General features: G+C 45.2%; 18 protein-coding genes. 4 read left to right on the forward strand and 14 right to left on the reverse strand.

Translation table 11 applies throughout. The annotated features are described in order from the left end of the window. Positions 1 to 201: 201 nt before the first annotated feature. Positions 202 to 2,754 carry a beta-mannosidase gene (locus MKX30_RS12230; protein WP_341062855.1) on the reverse strand — a complete coding sequence of 851 codons (2,553 nt, stop codon included), beginning with the start codon at positions 2,752 to 2,754 and terminating at the stop codon, positions 202 to 204. A gap of 206 nt (positions 2,755 to 2,960) precedes the next feature. Further along, positions 2,961 to 4,028 (reverse strand): LacI family DNA-binding transcriptional regulator, encoded by a 1,068-nt coding sequence (locus tag MKX30_RS12235; protein WP_025723495.1) that lies wholly within the window; start codon positions 4,026 to 4,028, stop codon positions 2,961 to 2,963. Between the two features lie 280 nt (positions 4,029 to 4,308). Here MKX30_RS12235 and MKX30_RS12240 point away from each other — a divergent pair, with 280 nt between their 5' ends. Beyond that, complete coding sequence (locus MKX30_RS12240) at positions 4,309 to 6,000, forward strand: ABC transporter substrate-binding protein (protein WP_069080071.1); 1,692 nt, start codon at positions 4,309 to 4,311, stop codon at positions 5,998 to 6,000. 253 nt (positions 6,001 to 6,253) lie between these two features. Here MKX30_RS12240 and MKX30_RS12245 read toward each other — a convergent pair whose 3' ends face one another. Both MKX30_RS12245 and MKX30_RS12250 read right to left on the reverse strand, forming a co-directional pair. Beyond that, on the reverse strand, positions 6,254 to 6,814 hold the full coding sequence (locus MKX30_RS12245; RefSeq protein ID WP_069080072.1) for a GNAT family N-acetyltransferase: 561 nt from the start codon (positions 6,812 to 6,814) through the stop codon (positions 6,254 to 6,256). Between the two features lie 59 nt (positions 6,815 to 6,873). Then, on the reverse strand, positions 6,874 to 7,236 hold the full coding sequence (locus tag MKX30_RS12250) for a DUF2500 domain-containing protein (protein ID WP_081326397.1): 363 nt from the start codon (positions 7,234 to 7,236) through the stop codon (positions 6,874 to 6,876). 407 nt (positions 7,237 to 7,643) lie between these two features. Here MKX30_RS12250 and nrdI point away from each other — a divergent pair, with 407 nt between their 5' ends. The 3 genes from nrdI to nrdF all read left to right on the forward strand — a co-directional run bounded on the left by nrdI (position 7,644) and on the right by nrdF (position 11,259). Beyond that, on the forward strand, positions 7,644 to 8,003 hold the full coding sequence (nrdI, locus tag MKX30_RS12255; protein ID WP_053325185.1) for a class Ib ribonucleoside-diphosphate reductase assembly flavoprotein NrdI: 360 nt from the start codon (positions 7,644 to 7,646) through the stop codon (positions 8,001 to 8,003). After that, positions 7,990 to 10,074, forward strand: coding sequence for a class 1b ribonucleoside-diphosphate reductase subunit alpha (nrdE, locus tag MKX30_RS12260; RefSeq protein ID WP_023988084.1), 2,085 nt, complete (start codon positions 7,990 to 7,992; stop codon positions 10,072 to 10,074). The genes nrdI and nrdE overlap by 14 nt, the downstream gene beginning before the upstream one ends. A gap of 219 nt (positions 10,075 to 10,293) precedes the next feature. Beyond that, positions 10,294 to 11,259 carry a class 1b ribonucleoside-diphosphate reductase subunit beta gene (nrdF, locus tag MKX30_RS12265; protein WP_025723500.1) on the forward strand — a complete coding sequence of 322 codons (966 nt, stop codon included), beginning with the start codon at positions 10,294 to 10,296 and terminating at the stop codon, positions 11,257 to 11,259. A gap of 193 nt (positions 11,260 to 11,452) precedes the next feature. Here nrdF and MKX30_RS12270 read toward each other — a convergent pair whose 3' ends face one another. The 10 genes from MKX30_RS12270 to MKX30_RS12315 all read right to left on the reverse strand — a co-directional run bounded on the left by MKX30_RS12270 (position 11,453) and on the right by MKX30_RS12315 (position 22,298). Beyond that, positions 11,453 to 12,706: an MFS transporter gene (locus MKX30_RS12270; RefSeq protein WP_341062856.1), complete on the reverse strand. Its 1,254-nt coding sequence runs from the start codon at positions 12,704 to 12,706 to the stop codon at positions 11,453 to 11,455. A gap of 156 nt (positions 12,707 to 12,862) precedes the next feature. Beyond that, positions 12,863 to 13,336, reverse strand: coding sequence for a MarR family transcriptional regulator (locus MKX30_RS12275; RefSeq protein ID WP_023988081.1), 474 nt, complete (start codon positions 13,334 to 13,336; stop codon positions 12,863 to 12,865). A 160-nt stretch (positions 13,337 to 13,496) separates the two neighbouring features. Then, positions 13,497 to 13,922 carry a VOC family protein gene (locus tag MKX30_RS12280; RefSeq protein WP_053325184.1) on the reverse strand — a complete coding sequence of 142 codons (426 nt, stop codon included), beginning with the start codon at positions 13,920 to 13,922 and terminating at the stop codon, positions 13,497 to 13,499. A 91-nt stretch (positions 13,923 to 14,013) separates the two neighbouring features. Further along, entirely contained in the window at positions 14,014 to 14,667 is a 654-nt protein-coding gene (locus tag MKX30_RS12285) for a hypothetical protein (RefSeq protein WP_341062857.1), read from the reverse strand. 22 nt (positions 14,668 to 14,689) lie between these two features. Continuing rightward, the gene (locus tag MKX30_RS12290) at positions 14,690 to 15,229 is read right to left on the reverse strand and encodes a GrpB family protein (protein WP_053325183.1); all 540 of its coding nucleotides are present in this window, start codon (positions 15,227 to 15,229) and stop codon (positions 14,690 to 14,692) included. A gap of 90 nt (positions 15,230 to 15,319) precedes the next feature. After that, the gene (locus tag MKX30_RS12295; protein ID WP_069080861.1) at positions 15,320 to 17,428 is read right to left on the reverse strand and encodes a class I SAM-dependent methyltransferase; all 2,109 of its coding nucleotides are present in this window, start codon (positions 17,426 to 17,428) and stop codon (positions 15,320 to 15,322) included. Between the two features lie 122 nt (positions 17,429 to 17,550). Further along, positions 17,551 to 19,083, reverse strand: a complete 1,533-nt coding sequence (locus MKX30_RS12300) for an NAD(P)H-binding protein (protein WP_305954065.1) — start codon at positions 19,081 to 19,083, stop codon at positions 17,551 to 17,553. Positions 19,084 to 19,320: 237 nt separating this feature from the next. Further along, positions 19,321 to 19,665, reverse strand: a complete 345-nt coding sequence (locus tag MKX30_RS12305) for a DUF3024 domain-containing protein (protein ID WP_233903857.1) — start codon at positions 19,663 to 19,665, stop codon at positions 19,321 to 19,323. A 235-nt stretch (positions 19,666 to 19,900) separates the two neighbouring features. After that, a complete protein-coding gene (locus MKX30_RS12310; RefSeq protein WP_341062858.1) occupies positions 19,901 to 20,872 on the reverse strand; it encodes a glycoside hydrolase family 43 protein in 972 nt (323 codons plus the stop codon). A gap of 40 nt (positions 20,873 to 20,912) precedes the next feature. Continuing rightward, the gene (locus tag MKX30_RS12315; RefSeq protein ID WP_341063005.1) at positions 20,913 to 22,298 is read right to left on the reverse strand and encodes an arabinan endo-1,5-alpha-L-arabinosidase; all 1,386 of its coding nucleotides are present in this window, start codon (positions 22,296 to 22,298) and stop codon (positions 20,913 to 20,915) included. Between the last annotated feature and the right edge of the window lie 56 nt (positions 22,299 to 22,354).

Raw genomic sequence — 22,354 nt, forward strand, 5'->3', positions numbered from 1 at the left:
ATACTTTGAACCTATTCTACCAAAATTAGATGCTAAATAGATAGATTTCTTACAAATGATCTGTTATCACTTAAGTCGAAAACCCTCTTTTGTTATGTATATTAACATTATGAAAACGCTCTACATATCATAAAATAAATTTATATTATAAAAAAAGCTTATCCATCATCTACTTAAAGACGGATAAGCTTTTACTTCTGTCTAACCTTGTATCCAATTGACCAATGAATGTACTGTCAATGTACCCGGCGCAGCTGCCTCAAATACTGAGGCACCGTTGCGCAAAGCCAAAAATTCCACTGTTTTTGGAATACCAGGAGCCAGATCCAGATGGTTGTCGCTGAAAATACCTTCCTGCTCTGCCGATAGCCACACGTGTCTAGCAAGTATATCCGAACACAGCATGAATCTGCTGCCCCCGCTTCCCTGAATCTCTGTCACTTCAATTTTCGCCTGCGGTAAATCCATCTCTTTTGTGTCTGCAAAATAAATTTCACCAGAGGCCACCTGTTCACCATTCTGCGTCAGACGCGCGACCAGCATATGCTCCGCCCGCTTCAGGCCACTCAGCCATTTGTCGATAGGCAGTATATGTACAATTCCTGCACCGCCTGCTGGTTGATTTACCTTAACGTTTTCTTCACGAATAGCCTGGCTGCTACGGATATGCAAAAGCGTCAGCCGCAGCGTTCCTGATATCGGCTCTAGTGTATCGTTGACCAGATGCAGGGCCTTATTCCCCTGTCCTGTATCTGTTGCACTCAACAGCACATCGGCAAAGCTGCGCTTAGCCGTATATTGGAGCGCTTTCCAACGACCAAAATAGTCCATACTCGACCAGGAGGCAACGGGCCAGCAGTCATTCATTTGCCAGTATAATGTTCCCATGCAATAAGGCTTGTGACGACGATGCGCCTCTATAGCTACTTTCATTGCTTCTGCCTGTAAAATTTGGCTCATGGGAAGAAAACTTGTAAAATCCTTTGGCTCTCGCATGTACCGCTCCATATATTCTTTAATCAGACGATTGCCTGCGCTGTTCTTCTGATGTGCCAGCATCACCGCAGATTCCAGCTCCAAATCCTTTTCTTCCGCATAAGTACGAACGGACTTGTATTCTGGAAAGGACTGAAAACCATATTCACTCATAAAACGACCCACATGGACATGGTAATTCTCAAACGGCTCAGACGCGTGCCATACACCCCAATAATGAATATCACCTGCAGCTGAAGACCGATGGGCATGCTGGTTCCGATCTCTCGTCAGGTCAATCAGTGGGGAGGAGGGCCAATATGCTGTCTGCGCAGACCAAGTGTGTACCGCCTCCGGTAGAATCCGATGAAAGAGCGTTTCATAATCATCCCACAGGCGCTCCCGTTGCTCAGGTGTGTAGTCCTTTTTCCACCCCCAGCCTCCGTTCTCTTCATAATGCGCCCATGCAGAATCGATCTCATTGTTGCCGCACCATAAGGCAATGCAGGGATGATGACGCAGCCGCTTGATATTGTCCTCGGCTTCCTGTGCCACATTGTCCATAAAATCCTCATCCCCTGGGTACATGCTGCAGGCGAACATAAAATCTTGCCACACGAGCAAACCGTATTCATCACAAAGCTCATAAAATACGTCTTGTTCATAAATACCGCCACCCCACACCCGCAACATATTCATATTCGAGGCTGCTGCACTGGCAATTTCATACCGATATCGTTCCATCGTAACTTCAGTGACAAAGCTGTCATTCGGAATATGGTTAGCCCCTTTTGCAAACACTGGAATTCCGTTCAGCTCAAAATAAAAGCTCTCTCCTGCTGCATCCCGTTCACGTACAAGACGGATGGAACGCAGCCCCGTTTTTACTGATTTTTCCGCGATTACAGCTCCTTGTTCTTGTTCCACCAATTCGGCCACAAACGTATATAGATGCGGCTCCCCCAGCCCACGGCACCACCACAGCTTCGGCTTCTTCATCTCCAGCTCCAGCTCCACCGTCTGCTTCCCCTTCAGCAGCCGAACTGGCTTGGACCACACCTTCCCGTCAGCGGAAATACGCAACTCGGCATCTCTAATCTCATCTGCATTTTCGATCTCTACCACTGCCATGAGTTTAGCCCCTACCGAGTTCACCTCGTCCTGTCGAATAAACAAGTCTCTCACGATCAGACCAGACCACGCTTCGATCCGGACCTCTCTCCAGATACCGCTCGTCACCAGCCTCGGTCCCCAATCCCAACCATAGTGGTAGGGAGCCTTACGTGCGAAAACGCTTACCTTTTTGTCGGACAAACCACCTATCTCGGACTGATCATTGGGTGCAGGGAGTCCATAACCTAAGCTTTCCAGCTTGGGTACATCTTCAGCAATCGGAGAACGAAAACTGATTTCCAGCCGATTTCCCCCTTGCTGAACAAATGCCTTCACATCTTGTCTCCATACCTGAAACATATTATTGGCTGACAAGACAGATTGACCATTCACTTTTACATCCGCGTATGTGTCCAGACCTTCCAACACCAACTCTACACATTGACATTGAAGCTGATCTGCATTTATCTCAAAATGGGCTTCATATACCCAATCCTGCTTATCAATCCACTGTACCTCCATCTCGTTCATACCGATAAACGGATCAGGAATTTTGCCATGTCGTAAAAGATCGGTATGCACACAACCCGGCACTTTCGCGCTGAGCCACTCATCACTTTGTGCTTCCCTAAACCTCCAGCCATCCAACCCTATCACATTAACCATCGTCACAAGCCTCCCTATAAGCATGATTGGGAACATCTGGATTCATCAGTAACATAACAAAAATAACATTAAGCTAACAAAGTAGTCAATTGTTTTTTGGAACAAATGACAAAATACAAAATAAAAGTCGCCCTCTGCCCCTAAACAGGCTAAAAGCGACCTCCTTCGTCTCCACGGTGTATGGTGTCATAACACGTACCTGGACATTAACTATATGTGATTGTGCTGATGGAACGCTCACGGTCATCATTTTCCCGACTGATCCGGGGTGCATGAACTTCCCGTACGAATAGCTCAGCATGTAGCAATTTTTTCTCGACAGGCGAGTCCGGGTTCGTTATGCGCCACAACAACTGGTCCACTGCACGCATTCCCAGCAATTCCTTATCCACTCTCACCGTGGCATAAATCGGCATTTGTTCATTCGTATCGTCAAACCCGGTCACTCCGCAACGCCTCGGAACGTCAATCCCCTTTTCTTTCAGCACATCCACGACTTGCGCAGCAGTCACATCATTAGCACATACAAAAACCTCAGGCAGTTCGTCCTCAGACAACTTGTCCATTTCCTCAGCAAGCGCCTGCGCTCCTCCGTGAAGAAGGGCTTTATTCTGCCGCAATTCTACTCCGCTCATTTCCAGTGTGGAACGACAAGCTTCCCAGCGTTCGTAGAAACTGTGAGCGTCATCAATATGACCCACAAACTGAAAGCGGGTATAGCCCCTGCACAGCAAGTCCTTCATTAATTCACTCATGCATGTGCGATTATCTGTAAACACCGTATCACTTAAAAATGCAGAATCCCAATGATCTACCATAACGACCGGAATACCCATCCGATAAATGTTCAGCAACAACGAAGTTGAAATCGTTCCTACTGTGATAATCCCTTTAATCGCCTCCGGGTTCAGTAGAGAAAACGTATCTTCAGTCGAGGGCTCCGTTAACGTGATCATATCCATACCCTTACGGTTCAGACGCTCGGAAATCCCTTCAAATACAGGCCCCCAGTACCTGGATTCCCTGTTCTGGTACCTAATATTCGGAAATAACACTAGCACGGTACCCGACCATTCTCTGGGATCTGTGTCCCGAGGCTCTACCCCTGTCATTTTGGGATGACTGCGAAAATAGCCCATCTGGGCAGCAAGCTTGACCAGAACCGCCCTTGTCTCTTCACTTACACCGGGTTTGCCTGACAGTGCACGCGAAACAGCGAACTTTGAAACGCCCGCCGCATCCGCAATTTCTTGCAACGTTACTTTTCCACGCATCTTCTCACCCAACCCTATTCGGAATCTTTTTCTACCTTAGCCTTTCTAATACACGGGTGTACCTATAAACTGGTACCATCGTAGCATACTTTGTTTTAGATCATCAAATGATAGATTTGTACAATTCCACACCCTCCACCAAAATATGTTTGCTTAATAAAAAAACAAACCGCATAACAAATAATCATAAATAACTTGACGTGAGGTTTTTTATTTCCTACAATTTACTATTGAAAGCACTTACATTGTGTAAATCATACTTATTAAGGGGGATTTGCAAATGTTCATGAACAGGTCGGTACGTCAGAGCTCCATCCTGCTCCTGTCTTTGCTGCTGCTCGTTACAACGGGCTGTGCGAACGGAACAAGCAGTAAGGCAGAAAAGGAAGATCCTAATGACACCAGCCCTATTACATTTACTTTCTTTGGCGGTGATTCCAGCTCTAACTGGAACAACATGAAGGATGCTGTCGGGCAGGAAATTATCAAGAAAACGGGCGTTACGCTAAATGCTGAACATGCTGTCAATGGCCGAGGCGAGGAAAAGTTTGCTTTAATGGCAGCGAGCGGAGAGTATCCAGATCTCGTGTACCCCAAATCAGACATTGGCAAGCTGGTCGATGCCGGAGCACTCATTGACCTAACCGACCTCATTGACAAATACGGCCCTAACATTAAGAAAGTGTATGGAGACTATTTTAATCGTATTAAATATAGTAGTGAAGATCCAGCCATCTACACGATCCCGACTAATTTGGGTGTGGATCACATCGCGTTTGATGCACAAGCCGGCTTCGAAATCCAGCATCAGGCACTTAAGAAGCTTGGATATCCTAAAATCCGCACCGTTCAAGATTTTGAAAAAGCACTTAAAGATTATGTCGCCAAATACCCTACTACCAATGGCCAGCGAACCATCCCCCTATCACTTGATGCCGAAGACTGGAAAATTCAAATTACAGTGACTAACCCGGCTGTTACTGCTACAGGTGGACCCGACGATGGCGAATATTATATTGATCCTAAAACACACAAAGCCATTCTTCACTACAAGCGCCCAGAAGAACGTGAATATTTCCGTTGGTTGAACCATATGTACAATGAAGGACTGTTGGATAAGGATACTTTTGTGCAAAAAAGTGATCAGTATAAGTCCAAAATCGCCGCAGGCCGTGTCATCGGACTCATTGATCAGGAATGGAACTATCAAGATGCCGAAAATGCGCTCAAGGCAGCAGGTAAGGATGAATTCACTTACGCCCATTTTCCAGTCACTTTAAATGAGAAATACGAGGATCATTCCCTCCAGCCCATTGGCTTCGATACCGCATCCGGGATCGGAATTACAACCTCATGTGAAAATCCAGTGCGAGCTATCAAGTTTCTGGATTTTCTGGCCTCCGACGAAGGACAAATTTTACGCAATTGGGGAATTGAAGGCCAGCATTACAACGTAGAGAACGGCAAACGAGTCATTCCGGCGGATGTGCAACAACGTAAAAACACCGATAATGCTTCTTTTAGCAGAGAGTCAGGTATCGGTTTGTACTGGATATGGGGGCCACATTACGGCGATAGCGTAAAGGACCCTTCTGGCAACTATTACACAACCAATTATCCGGAGATGATTACCGAAAATTATAGTCAAGCCGAAAAAGAGTCCCTTCAGGCATACAAAGCCCAGACGTGGAAAGACCTGTTCCCGAACGAAAAGGATTTTCCGGTAAAAGAGTGGGGGGCTGCCTACAACATGCCTGTTCCGACCAATACAAATTACAATGTTATTTATCAGAAGTCGCAGGACATTGTACGCAAACGGATTCCTGAGGCCGTACTCGCCAAGCCAGATCAGTTCGACGCTGTGTATGACCGCATGCTCCAAGAGCTGGATCAGGCGGGTGTGCCAAAAGCTGAAGAAATCTACACTGGCCTAATCCAAAATCGCCTGAAACTGTGGTACGGCGAAAAATAGGGTTTGTCTTTTAATGAAATATTATAGGGCTGACAGACAATACTGTTCAGCCCTTCTACATACTTATCTGCAATAGCCCCTGTGGGTACCTCAAACAAAAAAATACTTACAAAGAATACAACTAGTAAGAAGTTTGCACTCTGCAAAGAAAGTCCTTTAGCTAATAGAAAAAGGATGAGCGTAGTCCCCGTGATTTCACTCATAAAAAATTGAAGAAAGCTGACGGAGTAAAATAGCTTATGTGGTTGCACTCTTAGGATTCCGTCGATTGCTCTGCAGCCTCATATTCACTTCGCAAAATCCCCATCTGAATAATGTCATAGTGTTGCCCTTCCCTGAATAGCTTTTCCCGTAGCCGCCCTTCCTCCTTGAAGCCGCATGCCAAATAGCAACGGTGTGCACGTTCATTGAACGCATAGACCTCCAACTCCAGCCGATGCAGGTTCAGCGTATGAAATGCAAATTTTTGTAACAGCCGGATCGCTTCCCGTCCGTAGCCTTTGCCCAGGTCACCGTCACGCCCGATCACAACACCAAGGGTGGCGTGCCGATTTACCCAGTTGATTTTGAATAAATCCAGTTGTCCGATATAGTCCAGTGTGTCTTTATGCGCAATGACAAAACCTTTGATCTCGGGGTTGCCGTCAATCATCATCTGCACAAAGGATTCGCTATTCACCTGTGAATGCGGGTAGATAAACACGTCGCTTAAACCACGTGTGATTTCCGGGTCATTGACCCATTTTCGGATAGCTGGTACATCTTCTTGACGGTATTCTCTCAATACAATTCGTTTTCCAATGATATGCGGCATCGTAATCTTCCCTCCAATTATGTATTTGTTTTGGCAATACTAACTCCCCGCCAACACCTTTATGCTTCCATTACTCTTACAAACTCCAGAAAACGTGTACCTTTATAATGAAGCTTCCCACGATCCCCGATCACAATCATACCAAAGTCCGTATCCTTCACCTCCAGCTCCATACGCTCACCCCCGTCAAACTCAAAGGTGATATAATAATATGTCGAAGCTGAAAAATCGCCTGATCCCCCACGCACTCTCGTCCGTTTATCCACAACCTTACATGAACGTTGTATCCGTTCGGCTGCTTGATTGGACAGGCCCGCTCCTATCGTTTTGACAATTCCCATAATCATTACAATAGCAATGAGTCCAAATACGATAAAAAAGATCATATTAAACGATTGAAATTCCATAAAATCATTTCCCATCTGCTTCATCCTTTCTACAGTAAAATGTAAATTTTCCATTCTATTGCCCATTGACAAATCGTACATCTTCACCCTCAAAAACTCCAATACTTTTTTAACATACTTACGAAAAAAAAGTTCTTTCGCTCTTTTCCGTACCCCGCTTGGACTTATACCCGATCTGGGTCCGCTGATCCCCTCTAGACCGATTGACAAAACTATATATAGATATAAAATAGAGAATGTACTCTAAATATAGTGTAAAAAACGTATTTATGCCCGATATCTTGAAGATACAGGTATGAAAATACATGTAAATATAGAGTCAAAAATTTTAAATGGCACAGCCAGCAAGGGTTTCCAGCTATGATGGATCTCGGGCAATGCCGTTTTCTTTTTTCGTTAATTGTTTAAGGAGGTTGCATACCATGCTGATTGCATATGATTCCAAGACCGGCAATGTAAAAAGATTTATAAACAAGCTCAAGCTTCCAGCGGTTCAGATTGAGGAGCAAATGACTATAGAAGAACCTTACGTACTTATTACATATACAACCGGGTTTGGGCAGATACCTGAGAGGGTATCTTCCTTTTTGAAAAAAAATGCACAAAACCTTGTTGGTGTAGCTGCAAGCGGCAACCGTAACTGGGGTGAGAAATTTGCCAAAAGTGCGGATTTGATTTCCGACCACTATAATGTCCCCGTAATTAGTAAATTTGAATTATCTGGAACGTTCGGAGATGTAGAACGTTTTAAACAGGAGGTGAGCCGAGTTGCGGCATATTGAATTGAACAACATGTTGATGAAACGCGATACAGACGGCTTTTTCCAATTGGAAAAGGACCAAGAGGCTGTAGCGGAATTTATGAAGGAAGTTCAGGAACGGAGTTTGAAGTTTGCTGACACAGCCGCTCAAGTGCTGTATATGATTGAGAATGATTATTACGAAAATTTCTATAACAGCTACACGGCTGACGAAATTAATGATATTTTCCATATCACTCATAGCTATAATTTTAAATTTCCTTCCTATATGGCAGCATCCAAGTTTTATACCGACTATGCAATGAAGAGTAACGACCGTAAAGTCTATCTGGAACATTACCCTGACCGGGTTGCTGCTGTCGCGCTGCATTTAGGACGCGGTAACGCCGATACGGCACGCCTGTTGTCCCGCTCGATGATGGAGCAACGTCTCCAGCCAGCGACACCAACCTTCCTAAATGCAGGCAAAAGTCGTCGTGGGGAATTGGTATCCTGCTTCCTGCTCGAAATGGACGACTCCCTGAACTCAATCAACTATGTGCTGAACACTTGCATGCAGTTGTCCAAAATTGGCGGCGGTGTTGCCGTTAACCTGTCGAAGCTGCGGGCACGCGGTGAAGCGATTAAGGGTGTAGAAGGCGCAGCAAAAGGCATTATGCCTGTGCTGAAGCTGATGGAAGACGGCTTCTCCTACGCAGATCAAATGGGACAACGTAAAGGTTCTGGCGCAGCCTATTACAACATTTTCGGATGGGACGTGCTTGAGTTCCTGGATAGCAAAAAAATCAATGCTGACGAAAGAGTACGTCTCAAGACACTTTCTATTGGATTGCTGGTGCCAAACCGCTTTTACAAGCTGGCTCAAGATAATGAACCGCTGCATGTATTTGCTCCTTACAGTGTGTTCAAAGCCTATGGAACGCATCTGGACGACATGGATTTGGATGAAATGTACGACACGCTGCTTGCTGACGATCGGGTGAAGAAAAAAATAGCGATGAGCGCACGTGACATGCTGACGAAAATTGCCATGATTCAGTTGGAGTCTGGTTATCCATATATCATGAACAAAAGTAACGCGAACCAGGCACATGCTCTTAAAAACGTGGGTCAAGTCAAGATGTCGAACCTATGCACGGAAATCTTCCAGTTGCAGGAAACTTCCGAAATTACAGATTACGGACAACAGGATACTATCCGCCGGGACGTGAGCTGTAATCTGGCTTCTCTGAACATTGTAAATGTGATGGAACATGGTAAAATTCGCGAATCTGTTCATGAGGGTATGATCGCGCTCACTTCAGTCAGCGATATGACCCAAGTAGCTAATGCACCAGGTGTTGCGAAAGCGAACCGTGAAATGCACTCCGTCGGTCTGGGTGTTATGAATCTGCACGGCTACTTTGCCAAAAACAAAATTGCGTATGAAAGCAATGAAGCAAAAGACTTTGTCCGTACCTTCTTCATGACGATGAACTATCATTCCATCGAAAAGAGTATGGAAATCGCGAAAGTAGCTGGACAAAGCTTTTATGGATTTGAGGAATCGGATTATGCGACAGGCGTATATTTTGACCGATACCTGAACACAGATTATCGTCCGACAACTGCACGTGTGCAAGAACTGTTCAAAGGCATCTATGTTCCGACTTCAGCGGACTGGGACAAATTAAAAGCAGATGTGATGAAAAATGGCCTGTACCACGCCTATCGTATGGCAATTGCGCCGACTGCTAGCATTTCGTACATTCAAAATGCAACATCCAGCGTCATGCCGATTGTTGAGCAGATTGAAACCCGTACCTATGCCAATTCGACGACCTACTATCCAATGCCTTATTTGCAAAAGGATAACGTGTTCTTCTATAAATCCGCTTATCAAATGGATCAGTTCAAAGTGCTTGATCTGATTGCAGAAATCCAGCCGCACGTGGACCAAGGAATTTCGACCGTGCTTCATGTGAACAGTGACGTGACTACGCGTCAGTTAGCACGTTGTTATCTGTACGCCGCACACAAAGGACTTAAATCGTTATACTACACACGCACCAAAAAGCTGTCTGTGGAAGAGTGCCTCACCTGCTCCATCTAAAGCATAAATGGTAACAAGCTGTAGTATAAAAATTAGATTTTGAATAGATATGGATGCTTTGCATTAGAAGCTGTATCCAGCGTGTGGTTCAGACCTTTACGGGACTGGACAAGACCCTCGCGGATACAGCTTCCGTATGTCAAGCATACGATGATTCGCCTGCACTATTTCAATATGTGTTTCCAGGGAATCTCGCAAGCTGAAGGGAGAATGCTAACAATGACAGGTATACAAGCTGTAAACTGGAATCGCTCGGACGATGATTTCACACTGATGTTCTGGAACCAGAACATTATGCAATTTTGGACGGATGATGAAATCCCGTTGTCTGACGATAAAATGTCCTGGGTAACCCTCAGTGATATCGAAAAAGAAGCCTACATGAAGGTGCTGGGCGGATTGACGCTACTGGATACCATTCAAGGCGGCGTGGGTATGCCGCAAATTATGGAGCATGTGGACGGACTGCAACGCAAAGCCGTACTAAGCTTTATGGCGATGATGGAACAAATTCATGCCAAGTCGTACAGTAGCATCTTTACAACGCTAGCTTCCACGGAAGAAATTGACGGTGTGTTCCGCTGGGTGGAAGAAAATCCACATCTCCAAACCAAGGCAGAAACCATTCGTCAGTATTATATGAATATCCACACACCCAAAGACCTGTATCTCGCTATGGCAGCGTCGGTGCTGTTAGAAAGCTATTTATTTTATAGCGGCTTCTTCTACCCTCTTTATTTGGCGGGCCAGGGCAAGCTGACATGCAGTGGAGAAATTATCGATTTGATCCTGCGGGATGAAAGTATTCACGGTGTGTACGTAGGTGTACTGGCACAGGAGATTTATGCAGAATTGGCCGAGGAAGAACAACGTGATCTTTACCAGACGCTGGTAGGCTTGCTCCGCTACTTGCACAATAACGAGGAACAATACACCGAGCAAATTTACACTCCTATTGGACTCGTAGACGATGTGAAAGTCTTTTTGCGCTACAACGCCAACAAGGCCATGATGAACTTGGGCTTTGATCCACTGTTTGAAGAAGAAGAAGTTAATCCCATTGTATTCAACGGTATCAGCACCCACACTAAGCAGCATGATTTCTTTTCTAAAAAAGGAAACGGCTATGTGCGGGCGATGAATGTAGAGCCGCTGACAGATGATGATTTTAATTTTGGCGTATAAGTACAAATACGTGAAATTAATTTAGCAAGGTGATACTATGAAGAGCCATCCGCATGCGGATGGCTCAGACTGTAAACAAAGTAGATAGTTTACATATTTCAGGATTTTGCAAAATTCGATTCCAGTCGCTCCGAAGTGCAAGATATAGACGAACTAAACCATTTCGATCTATATCTTGTTCATTGGAAGTCGCTTATGGGATTTTTGCAAAATCCTCATTTACTTGCGTTCGCTTATATAAAACTGGTATTGCCGCTGCTATAAGGATCATACCCATAAAAGCGGGTGCGGCATTACCAAGTGACACATAGATTTGACCTCCAATGATAGGCCCAATCATTCTTGCTAAAGCCTGAATAGATTGACTACCTCCTTGAATCCTTCCTTGTTCACTAGAATCGACAGACTTGGAGAGCATCCCATTGAATGAAGGCCCAAAGATCGAATCACCAAAACCAAATATAAACATTCCAGCGATAAAAAGAGGATAGAATGAGAACAAAGTAGATAGCGCAATAAGACTGTAGCCTATAATCTCCGAAACCATTCCAAGAATTGCTATCTGTTTATCACTAAGTTTTATCAAAAGCTTTGGCATGATGAAACCTTGTGAAATGATGTCTTGGAAGCCCATAATTGAAAACATAAGTCCGATTAGTGCAGGCTTCCAACCGAAGGTATCCATTGTAAATTGTGAAAAAACGGCCTGTAAAGATCCGTTGGGTATCCAAAGTAAGAACGCCGAGACAAGTAGCCTTTTTAAGTTTTTCATGGAAAGTATGTTTGCAAGCTGTGTAAATGGATTCAGTCTTACAAAGGTAATCTCTTTCAGTCTATTATTCTTGGCAAGGCTCTCTGGCATAAAAAAGAATCCATAAACAACATTCAATAAAGTTATGATTGCTCCAAAATACATAGGTACAGAATAACCAAACTTGGCAAGTAATCCGCCTACAGTTGGGCCAATGACAGTGCCTACACCTACAACCGCACTCACCCATCCAAAGTATTTGGTTCTCTGTTCTGGAGGAATGATGTCTGCAAAATATGCGAAGATCGTGCTTATGCTCCCACCTGTTATCCCCTCTATTATGCGTCCCGCAAATAGTACCCATAGAGCTCCTCCTATGCCAAAAACCAAGTACCCGATTGCGGAACCCAAAAGGCATACTAAGAGCAATGGACGACGGCCATATTTGTCACTCAGAGCTCCAAGTACGGGGGCCGCAAAAAACACGCAGAAGGCATAAACAGAGGTCAGCAGCGTGACAACGATAGCTTGTTGTCCCGGATTGCTTATATAAGGCTGTACTAAGAATGGAACGACAGGTGCTATGATACTGAAGCCTATTCCGCAAAGAAATACAGAGATAAGGCCGAATATTAAAGCGTGTTTATCTACAATTTGTTCTGTGTTCTGTTCATGGTGTGATCTAAATTTGAACACTTAAATTCTCCCCTTAAAAATTGTTATTTTGCTTCCTCGGAAGCAAAAATATCGTATCACAGTTTTGCTTCCTCGGCAACAAAACAGTAGCAAAAAAAATGCAGCCCGTTCTCAATAGAACCCAGCTGCCTGTGGTTTAATTTTCATTATTCAAATTTATTCCGACTTAATATCTACACCCTGTTTCTTTATTTCTGCATCCAAATGCCTACTATACTTTTCCAGGAAGCTAATCATACTGTCAAATTGCTCCTCAGTTACCTGCTCAAATACAGCTTTATCCCGCTCTTGAAACTCTTTGTGCAGTTCCTCATGGATTTTATAGATTACTTTCCCTTGCTCCGTAAGCCTAAAATAGATTTCTTTCTTGTTATCCGGCTTCTGGTAGCTTTCGATAATGCCTCTTTTTATGAGCTTCTTAGTTATTTTACTTATGGCACCGCTAGTCATATAAAGGGACTCCGCAAGTTTTGTCACGTTGGAATCTACATTTCTTTCAATGTATTCGATGCAATGTACTTCAGAAGACTTATAACCCTTAAGACTGTCTTCCATCTTATCCTTATTAAGCCAAACCATCTTGTTATATAAGTCCCTGAAGCCCATTATGACCTGTTCTTCTTTGTTCATGGCCTGTCCTCCCACCCGTTGGTGCATTAACAACATAATATAATATATTTTTGTTTCTATTTCAACAATATTAAAATCATTATTTATTCTAGGAATTGAACTATACGTAAAAAAAACGGCCAGATCGCTAAAGTAGCGGAATCGAGCCGTTTTCCATTTCTTAAGACCGAGCCTCTGTGAACATTTGAAAGGTGACACCAAACTTGTCTGTTACATTCCCATAAGCGGGACTAAAATGGGTTTCCTGCAAAGGCATTCCCACCTGTCCTCCTTGCTGTAGAGCATCAAACATTTTTTGAGCTTGCTCCACACTATCGGTTGTAATACAGATACTCACCTGATTCCCGCTGCTAAACGGTGATCCGGGAAAGGTATCAGAAAACATGAGCTCTGTCTCACCCACTTTAAGGGTAGCATGTCCCACACGTTCCTTGACCTCTGCGGGAATGGGAAAATCGGGGTTTTCCGGCATTTCCCCAAAGGTTTGAATAAAAAGCAGTTGAGCATCCAATGCCTCTTCATAAAATTCGATTGCTTCTTTTGCATTTCCATCCATCGTGATGTAAGGAATCAAACGTTTGGACATCTTCAACACAGCTCCTTTAACTCGAGGTGATTACCCAGCCATTTCTCCTGTATTATATACAAAACTTGTCAAGAAAAACAAATCTGTATTCTTAGCTTTCATGCACTTGAACGCCAAGCTGCTTTAGCTCCTTTATCGCTTCCGTAACGTTACGCTGTGGATGAAGCGCAGAGATCATCTGTGCAGTGATCGAAACGCCGTTGAAAATCTGGCTTACCACTCCTAGAGAAATCGGCAACTCATAGTAACTTTCAGCCCAATCCTGATATTCCTCCGGTGTAACTATAATTTTCCCCAGCAAAAAGGATGAGCCATCGTCATACGCCTCGGGAATGTTCGCATTGCCCATACGCCACTCCTTATCTTCCGCTTCCCTCCACATACAAAAGGTAACGTCCTCCTTCTTCAGGGCTTCGTCTTCCAAAAGCTCCATCATATCATCAGGCACACCGTCGTACATGCCCGGCCAGACCTCATATTCGTCTCTCGCATGAGGACTTACAGGAGATTCGTGGTCAAAACCCTTCAACAGCACACCTCCACGCGTCCATAGCATATGAATCGTATCTCCAGCGCCGTTGTTCACCTCACCCAGGCATACATCACCAGACCATTCAGATTGCATACGATACGTGCGTAACCAATCTTCTGGGGACAATATAATGTCCAGCGCTGACAGCAGCATCATTCTGTCTTTTAAACCATTCGGCGTTACCTGTGCATCAAGCATCATATTCTTCATCATTCCTCCACCTTGTCCATGCGTACTAAGAATTCATCTGTCCCTGCCTATATCTTTCAAGCTTCGCCCGCTCAATCACCTTCCGAATGAATGGTCCTTTGGCTTCGGTATACGCTGCACGGTCATATTTGAATTGGTACGCCAAATCTTTTTTTAAAGTATCATACGCTCGCAGGCTATCAGGATGCGCTTTTAAGTAATCTCTGAACAATAGATGGTTTTCCCAATGCTCACCTTTATACTTGTAAATATGCAAGTGATGAGTCCCAGCTCCCCATTCTCCACGGCGAAAGAAAGCTCTCTCTGGAAAATCAGGCTTATGTACATATTCATATTGAAACCCTTGTAGACGCTCTCGATGTTCGGATTGAAGACTTGCCAACTCTTCTACTCCAACCATAATATCAATAATAGGCTTGGCTCCCAGATTAGGAACGGACGTACTACCGATATGCTCTATGCCGACACATACATCTTTGAGAGCCTCTACAATTTTCCTTTGCTCTCGCATATACTCTTCAGCCCACTGCGGGTCATACCCGGATATTTCCACCTGCGAGGACATACATGAACACACCTCCACTAGCTTTCTAAAAAATGCCTTCCAATCGTGCTTGGCACAAATCAGAAGGCATTCTCTTGTTCAAATTAAAAATCATTCAGCAATTCCAGCCCTATTATTCGGCTTCTCAATCACGATCAGACAGGTACTGTCTGGCAAAGGAACCCGCTGGCCCTGCTCATCCATGAACTCAACACGGCTGGACAGCGCCTCGGCATAGCCCTCCTGTAAATAGTGGCGGCTCACCCGGATAATCGCTTGTGATCCAAGTGTGTTACGGATACACTCTTCATACTGTGACGGGGTAAAATAACCAAACTGCTCCTGCACTTCATGTACATAGGCTTCCGCCCCCCATGTATAGGTATATAGAAATTCCATCGCATCGTTCACTGGCAAAACAGCCTCATGCTCACCCACACGCTCTATTTCAATGTGGCGGCCTGCAAAATCTTGCGCATACCGCATCAGCCATTCCATTCCGTCCGGCTCCAAGAATCGAATTCGTCTGCGCTGCTCTACTGGTTCGGTCATAATACCGTCACGAATGATGATACGCCCGCCGGGTGCAAGCACACGATAGGCACTCTGCAAAGCAGCCTCCACCGTTTGTGGATTGAACCGAATTCCATCTCGTTCGATGTAGGAATAGAGCTCGTGAAGAATCGAAGAGAAGATGACCGTGTCCATGCTCCCCGTTTCCACATATTCCTCCAACCGAAGCGCATCTCCTTTGATGACATCCCAACGATGGCGCTCCAATTGCTTTTTACGTTTAAGTGCCTCAATGACATTCACAGAAATATCAAGACCTAATGGCTTCGCATCTGGTCTTTCCTGTTCGATCAGATCCAGCAGCACGCCCCCGCCGGGTCCAATATCCAGTATGCGGGTTCCCGTCACGTAATCCAAAATGACCCTTTTGTAATCTACGGTCTGGTTCATATCTGTAAGATACGTTTCCTCATTGTGAAAGCGATCATAAGCATCACGCCGTAATCCGAACAGATCGAACAGCAGCAGTACTGCTTTGTCATACAGAGGCGTTTTTTCTGCTTCAATACAAAAATCGATTAGTTTCTCAGCCGCAGATGAAAATACAAAATTAAAAAATACAGTACTCGGCAGCTCCTCTTTATGCTCCACGATCACACTCAAATGAGGATTATGCTTCCGTTTCCCTTTTGAGATGTCCTGCCAGGACAGTGCACTTAAATATTTTTCTATCATTCGTTTTTTATATACGTTAATTTTCTTGACACCACGATAGTCATAATACATCGTATTCATAAGCGATTCGAAACTGATATGGCGAACGGTCGCAGGCTGTTCCTGCCCCGTCCCATCCCTTAATGTGAGTAAGAATACCTTTACCAGTTCTTGAAGTGAAAAATCCTGCAAAGCTGATTCTACATACCAAAGTGTCCGATTCTCCAACGGAGCCAGCGCCTTCTCTACATTCAACTCCTGCTCTAGTTCTGTGTAAGCCTGCTCGAACGGCTCTCCTTCATGAATCGAAACCGACCGTAATCTCTCCAGTCGCTCCTTTACACTCCAGACTACAGGAGCGTTATCCCATGCAATCCAGCCGATCAGCTGCTCTACTTCACTGCGTACTTGGTCCCATAATGCAGGTTCTACCCCGGCGATAATACACTCGTTCAGGGCCCGTAAAACAAGCTCCAGTTCCTCAGAGCTCAGCCAGCCCTTACGAGTAATTTCAAGCAGCAGTCGATTTTCCGCAAAAGGAATTTCTCCCCGTATATATTGCCCGATCAATCCATGCGTCTCAATCAGAATTCGGGTCATGCTATTGCGTGGGTACGCAGGGGACTCCGCTTGGGCCTGTCTGACATACAGTTGGGAGGAGCCGATGTTATGTACAAATAAATTAATGCCCTCATGCTGCCAGCGTAGCCGTTCGCGGACTGTACCTCCTTTGGCTGTCTCAGACCACACCAATACATCCTCCAGCAGCTCTTTAACCCAGAATGACAATGGAAGTCCGTCCAAAATAAGCAACGTACGCTCCACGTAATCCAGTACAGGATTGGCATCCTTTAACTCACCTATAGATCGAATGCGTTCCAAATTTACAATACGCTCCTCAGCCGAAACAAGCAGCTTTAACCAAGTCGGTGTATCCCAGGCCAGATCATTTTCTTTCCTGTAATTAGCAATGGCTTTTAACGATTGCAGCATTTTTCTCACCTCGTGTGATTCGGATTCGGTATGCACAGGAGACTTTGGATAGGACATTTGGATAAAACCTTGTATATATTACACTTTACCATACATTTGTAGCTTCCATCTCGTGGAAAATATTAAACATTTGTATCAATCAACCGCTTGACATACTTGCCAAACGCATACATAACCCCCAAATGTACTTTGGCCTGTGTATATTTATAAATAAACCAAGGCAGCGATGGCACATAATCATGAATGGCTACGACACAAATATTTGTACCGGGAATTTGCAGGAACTCAAGCCTGCCGCGATGGTCTTCCTTTACAGTGGCAAAAGTACCTCCTGTGATTCGATAGAGTGCAAACTCAGAGGTGCTCTGCGCACGGTCATAAATCATTTCTAACAACGGCTTTCGACTACCCAAGAGATACAACTGATAGGTATCCGGGCCTCCTGTCTCGACACGCACCCAAGGTTTTGCAAAGACCGGAAGCCAGGCCAAATAGCGTTCCCCGGCCCATGTTGCATCCTTACCAGGCGGGAGTTTGATCCGTTGCACCGAGCGTACATCAGATTTTAATGATCGAATTGCTGACTTTAACGGCTTTTTGGACTTGCTATGGGAATTCTTCTTATGCCGATATTCTTCTTCCTGCTCGAGTGAGGTTCGAGCTGCTTTGTCAAAGGAAATCTTCCCATCGCTGATGCCTTGAACCTTATGTTTCCGTTGCGCCACCATCGGATGAGCCAAGCTTTCAATCAGCGGATAAGCCATCTCTTTGGGGGCTCCAGTCACTAGGGTAACCCAAAGGCGGGACAGTTTGATCGTCAGCAACGGCACATTAAAAAAGCGACGCTTTTTATCCATTATTTCCGCTGTTCTTTGCATCATTTCTCTATATGTCATAACCTCCGGCCCGCCTACGTCTATAATTTGTTCATCAAGAGTACGGTTGCCGATGCTCCGATCCAGCGCATTCAAAATATCCTCCAATGCAATCGGGTGGGTCTTGGTTCGGGTCCAACGAGGTAGAATCATGACTGGTAATCTGCGAACGAGCTTGACCAAAATTGGAAACGATGAACCCTGTGGGCCGACGATCAAGCCTGCACGAATTGTGGTTACAGGTACTCCAAAAGACTTCAATACACGCTCAACCTCCAGACGGCTGCGTAAATGTCGGGATAGTTCATCCTCACTTGTATGCTCGGGAAGGATACCGCTCAAGTATACAATCTGCTTCACCCCGTTATTACGCGCTGCCCGGGCAAAATGCTCTGCCAAAATCACATCCATATCCTCAAATGTTCCTTGTGTCAGCTTCGCTGAGGGCAACATGGAATGAATGAGATATACGGCATAATCCGCTCCATGTAATCCTTGATTTGCATCCTCCATGGAAAAAAAATCACACGAGCGCCATTCCACGTGCTCTGTATTTTTACGCTGATCTCCACTGCGGGATAAGGCAATGACATCTGCATGCTCAGTCAGCCTCTGCAGCAGATTATGCCCGATATAACCACTGGCGCCTGTCAGTGCAATTCGGGATCTGCCTTTTGGATACAATGCTTCACACTCCCGCTCTACTTGTCTTATCTCAGGTTCCGGTCGATACTGCTCATCTATACGCCTTTGTCTGTCATTACGTTGCTGCTCATTCACTACACACCGCTCCCCACTCGTTATCACGCTCTGTGTTTCACATACCCTGATTTACAGTACCCGTAACAAGCCCCATGACAAGACATGGAAACGTAAACTAGACAGTGCCACCCCAGACAAAACAAATGACCGTAACTTCCATATAAGGAGTTACGGTCAGCCTGTTTACTTCCATATATAGTTTAACGGGACGACTCCCACTACCTCCATCTTCCGAACTTATCATTCTGCACTTCGTTAACCTGTCCAAAAAATACCTGCTGGATCTATTTCTACCTGTTCGAGCTGTTCTTCAAAGCACGGATTAGGTGCAATCTCTTTTACGCGCTGCCAGCTTTCAGCCTCTTGCCGGGCATATACATGCCAATGATTTTCCTCCCAGCGAAATTGGACAATGTCCGTGCGATCCCACGACTCAGTTTCATTAGAAGGCCTTTCCTCCGTCAAGATCAAACAGTTATCCTCTATTTGATAAATGAGCCGCACGTCAGAACGCACGTAGCCTGGCACCTTTAGCGCAATATAGCCATTCAGCAGGTATTCAACCTTTTTAACGGTAAACGGATCAATCCGCTCGTTCACGAGATTTCCACCCCTTGATCAATTCGTAAATATTACGATTTAAATATAGCAGAAATCGAAGTTTTTGAAAAGAGTCCTCCTTGCCGTCCCAAAAGCAAAAAGATATCCTCCAGCCTGAAGGCTCAGAAGATATCTTATTACTCTTGTTATACGCAGTCGAATCATAATTCCCTATGATTTCTAGAAAGTTACAGTACCGCTGTGCAACACGTCAACCATCTATAATAGATTTCGCTTATTTATCAACAGAAACGCCATCTGGTGCTGGAATACCAAAATCAGGTGTTCCATCTTCCTTCCAGTTGAACGGCTGAACACGTGTATGACGATTCGGATCATACAGCGGATCACCTGTAATTTCCTTGTAGTTCCGGGCGTGATATACGATTACATCGCTACCGTCAGCAGCAACCGTAAAACTGTTATGACCTGGCCCGAATTGTCCTGTTTCCTCATTGGTGCAGAATACCGGCTCAGGTGATTTCGTCCATGATTTCGGATCAAGTAAATCCGCATTCTCATCTGCTGTCAACAGGCCCATGCAATAATTGTGGTCTGTGGCGCTAGCTGAATAACTGATAAAGATCCGCCCGTTCCGTTTCAGAACCGCTGCTCCTTCATTCACCTTAAAACCGATGATTTCCCAATCATATTCAGGAGTGGAGATCATGACCTGCTCACCGCGCAGCGTCCACGGATTGCTCATTTCAGAAATATACAGATTGGAATTACCGACGATGTCCGGGTCCTTCTGAGCCCACACATAATACAGAACTCCATTATGCTGGAAGGTTGTCGCATCAAGGGCGAACGTCTCCCAACGGGTTTTGATCTGTCCTTTTTCCACCCATTCCCCTTCCTGAGGATTAGCTGAATCATTTTCCAGCACGAACATCCGGTGGTCGAACAGGCCTTCCTTCGTCTCCGTTGTACGAGCTGCTGCAAAATAAATGTACCATTTGTCGTTAATATAATGAATTTCTGGTGCCCAAATGTTCGCACTTAACGGGCCCGTTTCATATTTGTGCCACACTGCGACAGGCTCTGCTGTACTCAAGCCTTGAATAGTACTTGCTCGTCGAACCTCAATGCGGTCATACTCTGGCACAGATCCGGTGAAATAATAGTATCCGTCACTATGCTTGTAAATCCAAGGGTCTGCCCGTTGCTCAATGACCGGATTATTAAAGGGTACAGATTGATTCATGGTTTTTCTCTCCTCTATGTGTAGTATGTAGTTCATACAATTAATCGCTGATACGTTTTCCCCAGATGGAAATTCCCTTTTCATTCATACCTGTGAAAATTAGAGTATGGCGACCGAGCTCCCAGTCCCATGAAGGAAGCAATAACAGTTCTTCCTTTGTTCCTTCGGATGTATTGCTCCAATCCATTGTTAGAGTACGCTTACCATCAAAGCTCCAGTGACCTTCAAGAGAACCACTGGTTGCCCGCCCTCCATCTTCAAGACGGAGCGGTTCAGCTTCCACCTGACCATCTACTTCCTGCCTTATCACGATGCGCTCCCAGTTGCCGGATAATAGCCTTTTGGGTATATCCTGCTCCTTTTCCCCCGCATAGCGCTCCGGAGAGACGACCGGCCAGCCCTCTGCCGTCCATAATATTTTGCGTACATGCAGGTACGGCCAGCTCTTGTCCGTTTCTCCCCGCGCATGATGTACAATATAATAATCCGCACCGTCCTTCAGGACAGAATTGTGACCTGGCGCAACCCAGCCTTCTCCTTCGCTGAACCGATAACCGCCCAATACCTTGTTTCCAATCTCGTATTGAGGCAAATAGCTGGTATCTGCCATGTCATGTCCATTCATGTCCACATAAGGCCCTGTGATAGAATCTGAGCGAGCAACGCGAACATTGTAGTCCTCGAACAAAGAATCATACGAGACGAACAAGTAGTATTTACGGAACATTGGATTGTACACAATGTAAGGCCCTTCTACAGCACCGTCCTCAGTTGCCCGATCTCTGGCAGCGATATTTTTGCCATAGCCGGACTCTTTAAGCTTTCCAGTCAGGGGATCAAGCGGCGTAATGTAAATACCGCCGAAAAAAGAGCCGTATACCATCCATGGATTTCCCTCTGCATCCAGCACCGGATTGGCATCAATCGCATTCAGCTTGTCATGCTCTCCCGTTTTAACGACCAGCCCCTCATCCTTCCAAGGGCCTTCCGGGGAGCTAGATGTCTGCAATCCGATCGCAGACCGTGTGCTGCCAAAGGTAGAAGCGGAGTAATACATCCGATAGGTATCACCCATCTTGATGATGTCCGGTGCCCACAGATTGGTTGCTGATGACCACGCCTCCGCTTCCTTTGGAATGCCGGGGAGTGCATACTGAACCCAGTTCCAGTGAATCAGATCAGTCGATTTGCGTACCATAACACCAGGTCTCAATTCTCCACCTGTCTTTACATCCGTTGAGTAGACATAATAGCCTTGATCTGTTTTGATAATCGCCGGGTCATGTGCATTGTTAATGGTCCAGCGCTGTTCATCGTTAATCGTACTTTGATCATACAAGTGATCGGGAGGCGGAGCCTGCGGATACACAGGGTCCGGAGTGTTATCCCCACAGCCGGATAGACCCAGCATGAACAGCATAACCATAACTGTTATTCTCCTCCTTCCTTTACCCATTACATATTGTGACTGCCTTACATCAT

It is taken from the genome of Paenibacillus sp. FSL P2-0173, assembly GCF_038008045.1.
Taxonomy (GTDB): domain Bacteria; phylum Bacillota; class Bacilli; order Paenibacillales; family Paenibacillaceae; genus Paenibacillus; species Paenibacillus polymyxa_B.

What these genes read in the sequence shown, in the direction of transcription:
- MKX30_RS12245 (WP_069080072.1), bottom strand. Translation starts at nt 6,814, where the DNA reads ATGCCGCATATCATTGGAAAACGAATTGTATTGAGAGAATACCGTCAA.
- MKX30_RS12290 (WP_053325183.1), bottom strand. Translation starts at nt 15,229, where the DNA reads ATGTCCTCGCAGGTGGAAATATCCGGGTATGACCCGCAGTGGGCTGAA.
- nrdI (WP_053325185.1), top strand. Translation starts at nt 7,644, where the DNA reads ATGCTGATTGCATATGATTCCAAGACCGGCAATGTAAAAAGATTTATA.
- MKX30_RS12250 (WP_081326397.1), bottom strand. Translation starts at nt 7,236, where the DNA reads ATGGGAAATGATTTTATGGAATTTCAATCGTTTAATATGATCTTTTTT.
- MKX30_RS12230 (WP_341062855.1), bottom strand. Translation starts at nt 2,754, where the DNA reads ATGGTTAATGTGATAGGGTTGGATGGCTGGAGGTTTAGGGAAGCACAA.
- nrdF (WP_025723500.1), top strand. Translation starts at nt 10,294, where the DNA reads ATGACAGGTATACAAGCTGTAAACTGGAATCGCTCGGACGATGATTTC.
- MKX30_RS12240 (WP_069080071.1), top strand. Translation starts at nt 4,309, where the DNA reads ATGTTCATGAACAGGTCGGTACGTCAGAGCTCCATCCTGCTCCTGTCT.
- MKX30_RS12275 (WP_023988081.1), bottom strand. Translation starts at nt 13,336, where the DNA reads ATGAACAAAGAAGAACAGGTCATAATGGGCTTCAGGGACTTATATAAC.
- MKX30_RS12235 (WP_025723495.1), bottom strand. Translation starts at nt 4,028, where the DNA reads ATGCGTGGAAAAGTAACGTTGCAAGAAATTGCGGATGCGGCGGGCGTT.
- MKX30_RS12280 (WP_053325184.1), bottom strand. Translation starts at nt 13,922, where the DNA reads ATGTCCAAACGTTTGATTCCTTACATCACGATGGATGGAAATGCAAAA.
- MKX30_RS12285 (WP_341062857.1), bottom strand. Translation starts at nt 14,667, where the DNA reads ATGATGAAGAATATGATGCTTGATGCACAGGTAACGCCGAATGGTTTA.
- MKX30_RS12310 (WP_341062858.1), bottom strand. Translation starts at nt 20,872, where the DNA reads ATGAATCAATCTGTACCCTTTAATAATCCGGTCATTGAGCAACGGGCA.
- MKX30_RS12295 (WP_069080861.1), bottom strand. Translation starts at nt 17,428, where the DNA reads ATGCTGCAATCGTTAAAAGCCATTGCTAATTACAGGAAAGAAAATGAT.
- MKX30_RS12315 (WP_341063005.1), bottom strand. Translation starts at nt 22,298, where the DNA reads ATGGTTATGCTGTTCATGCTGGGTCTATCCGGCTGTGGGGATAACACT.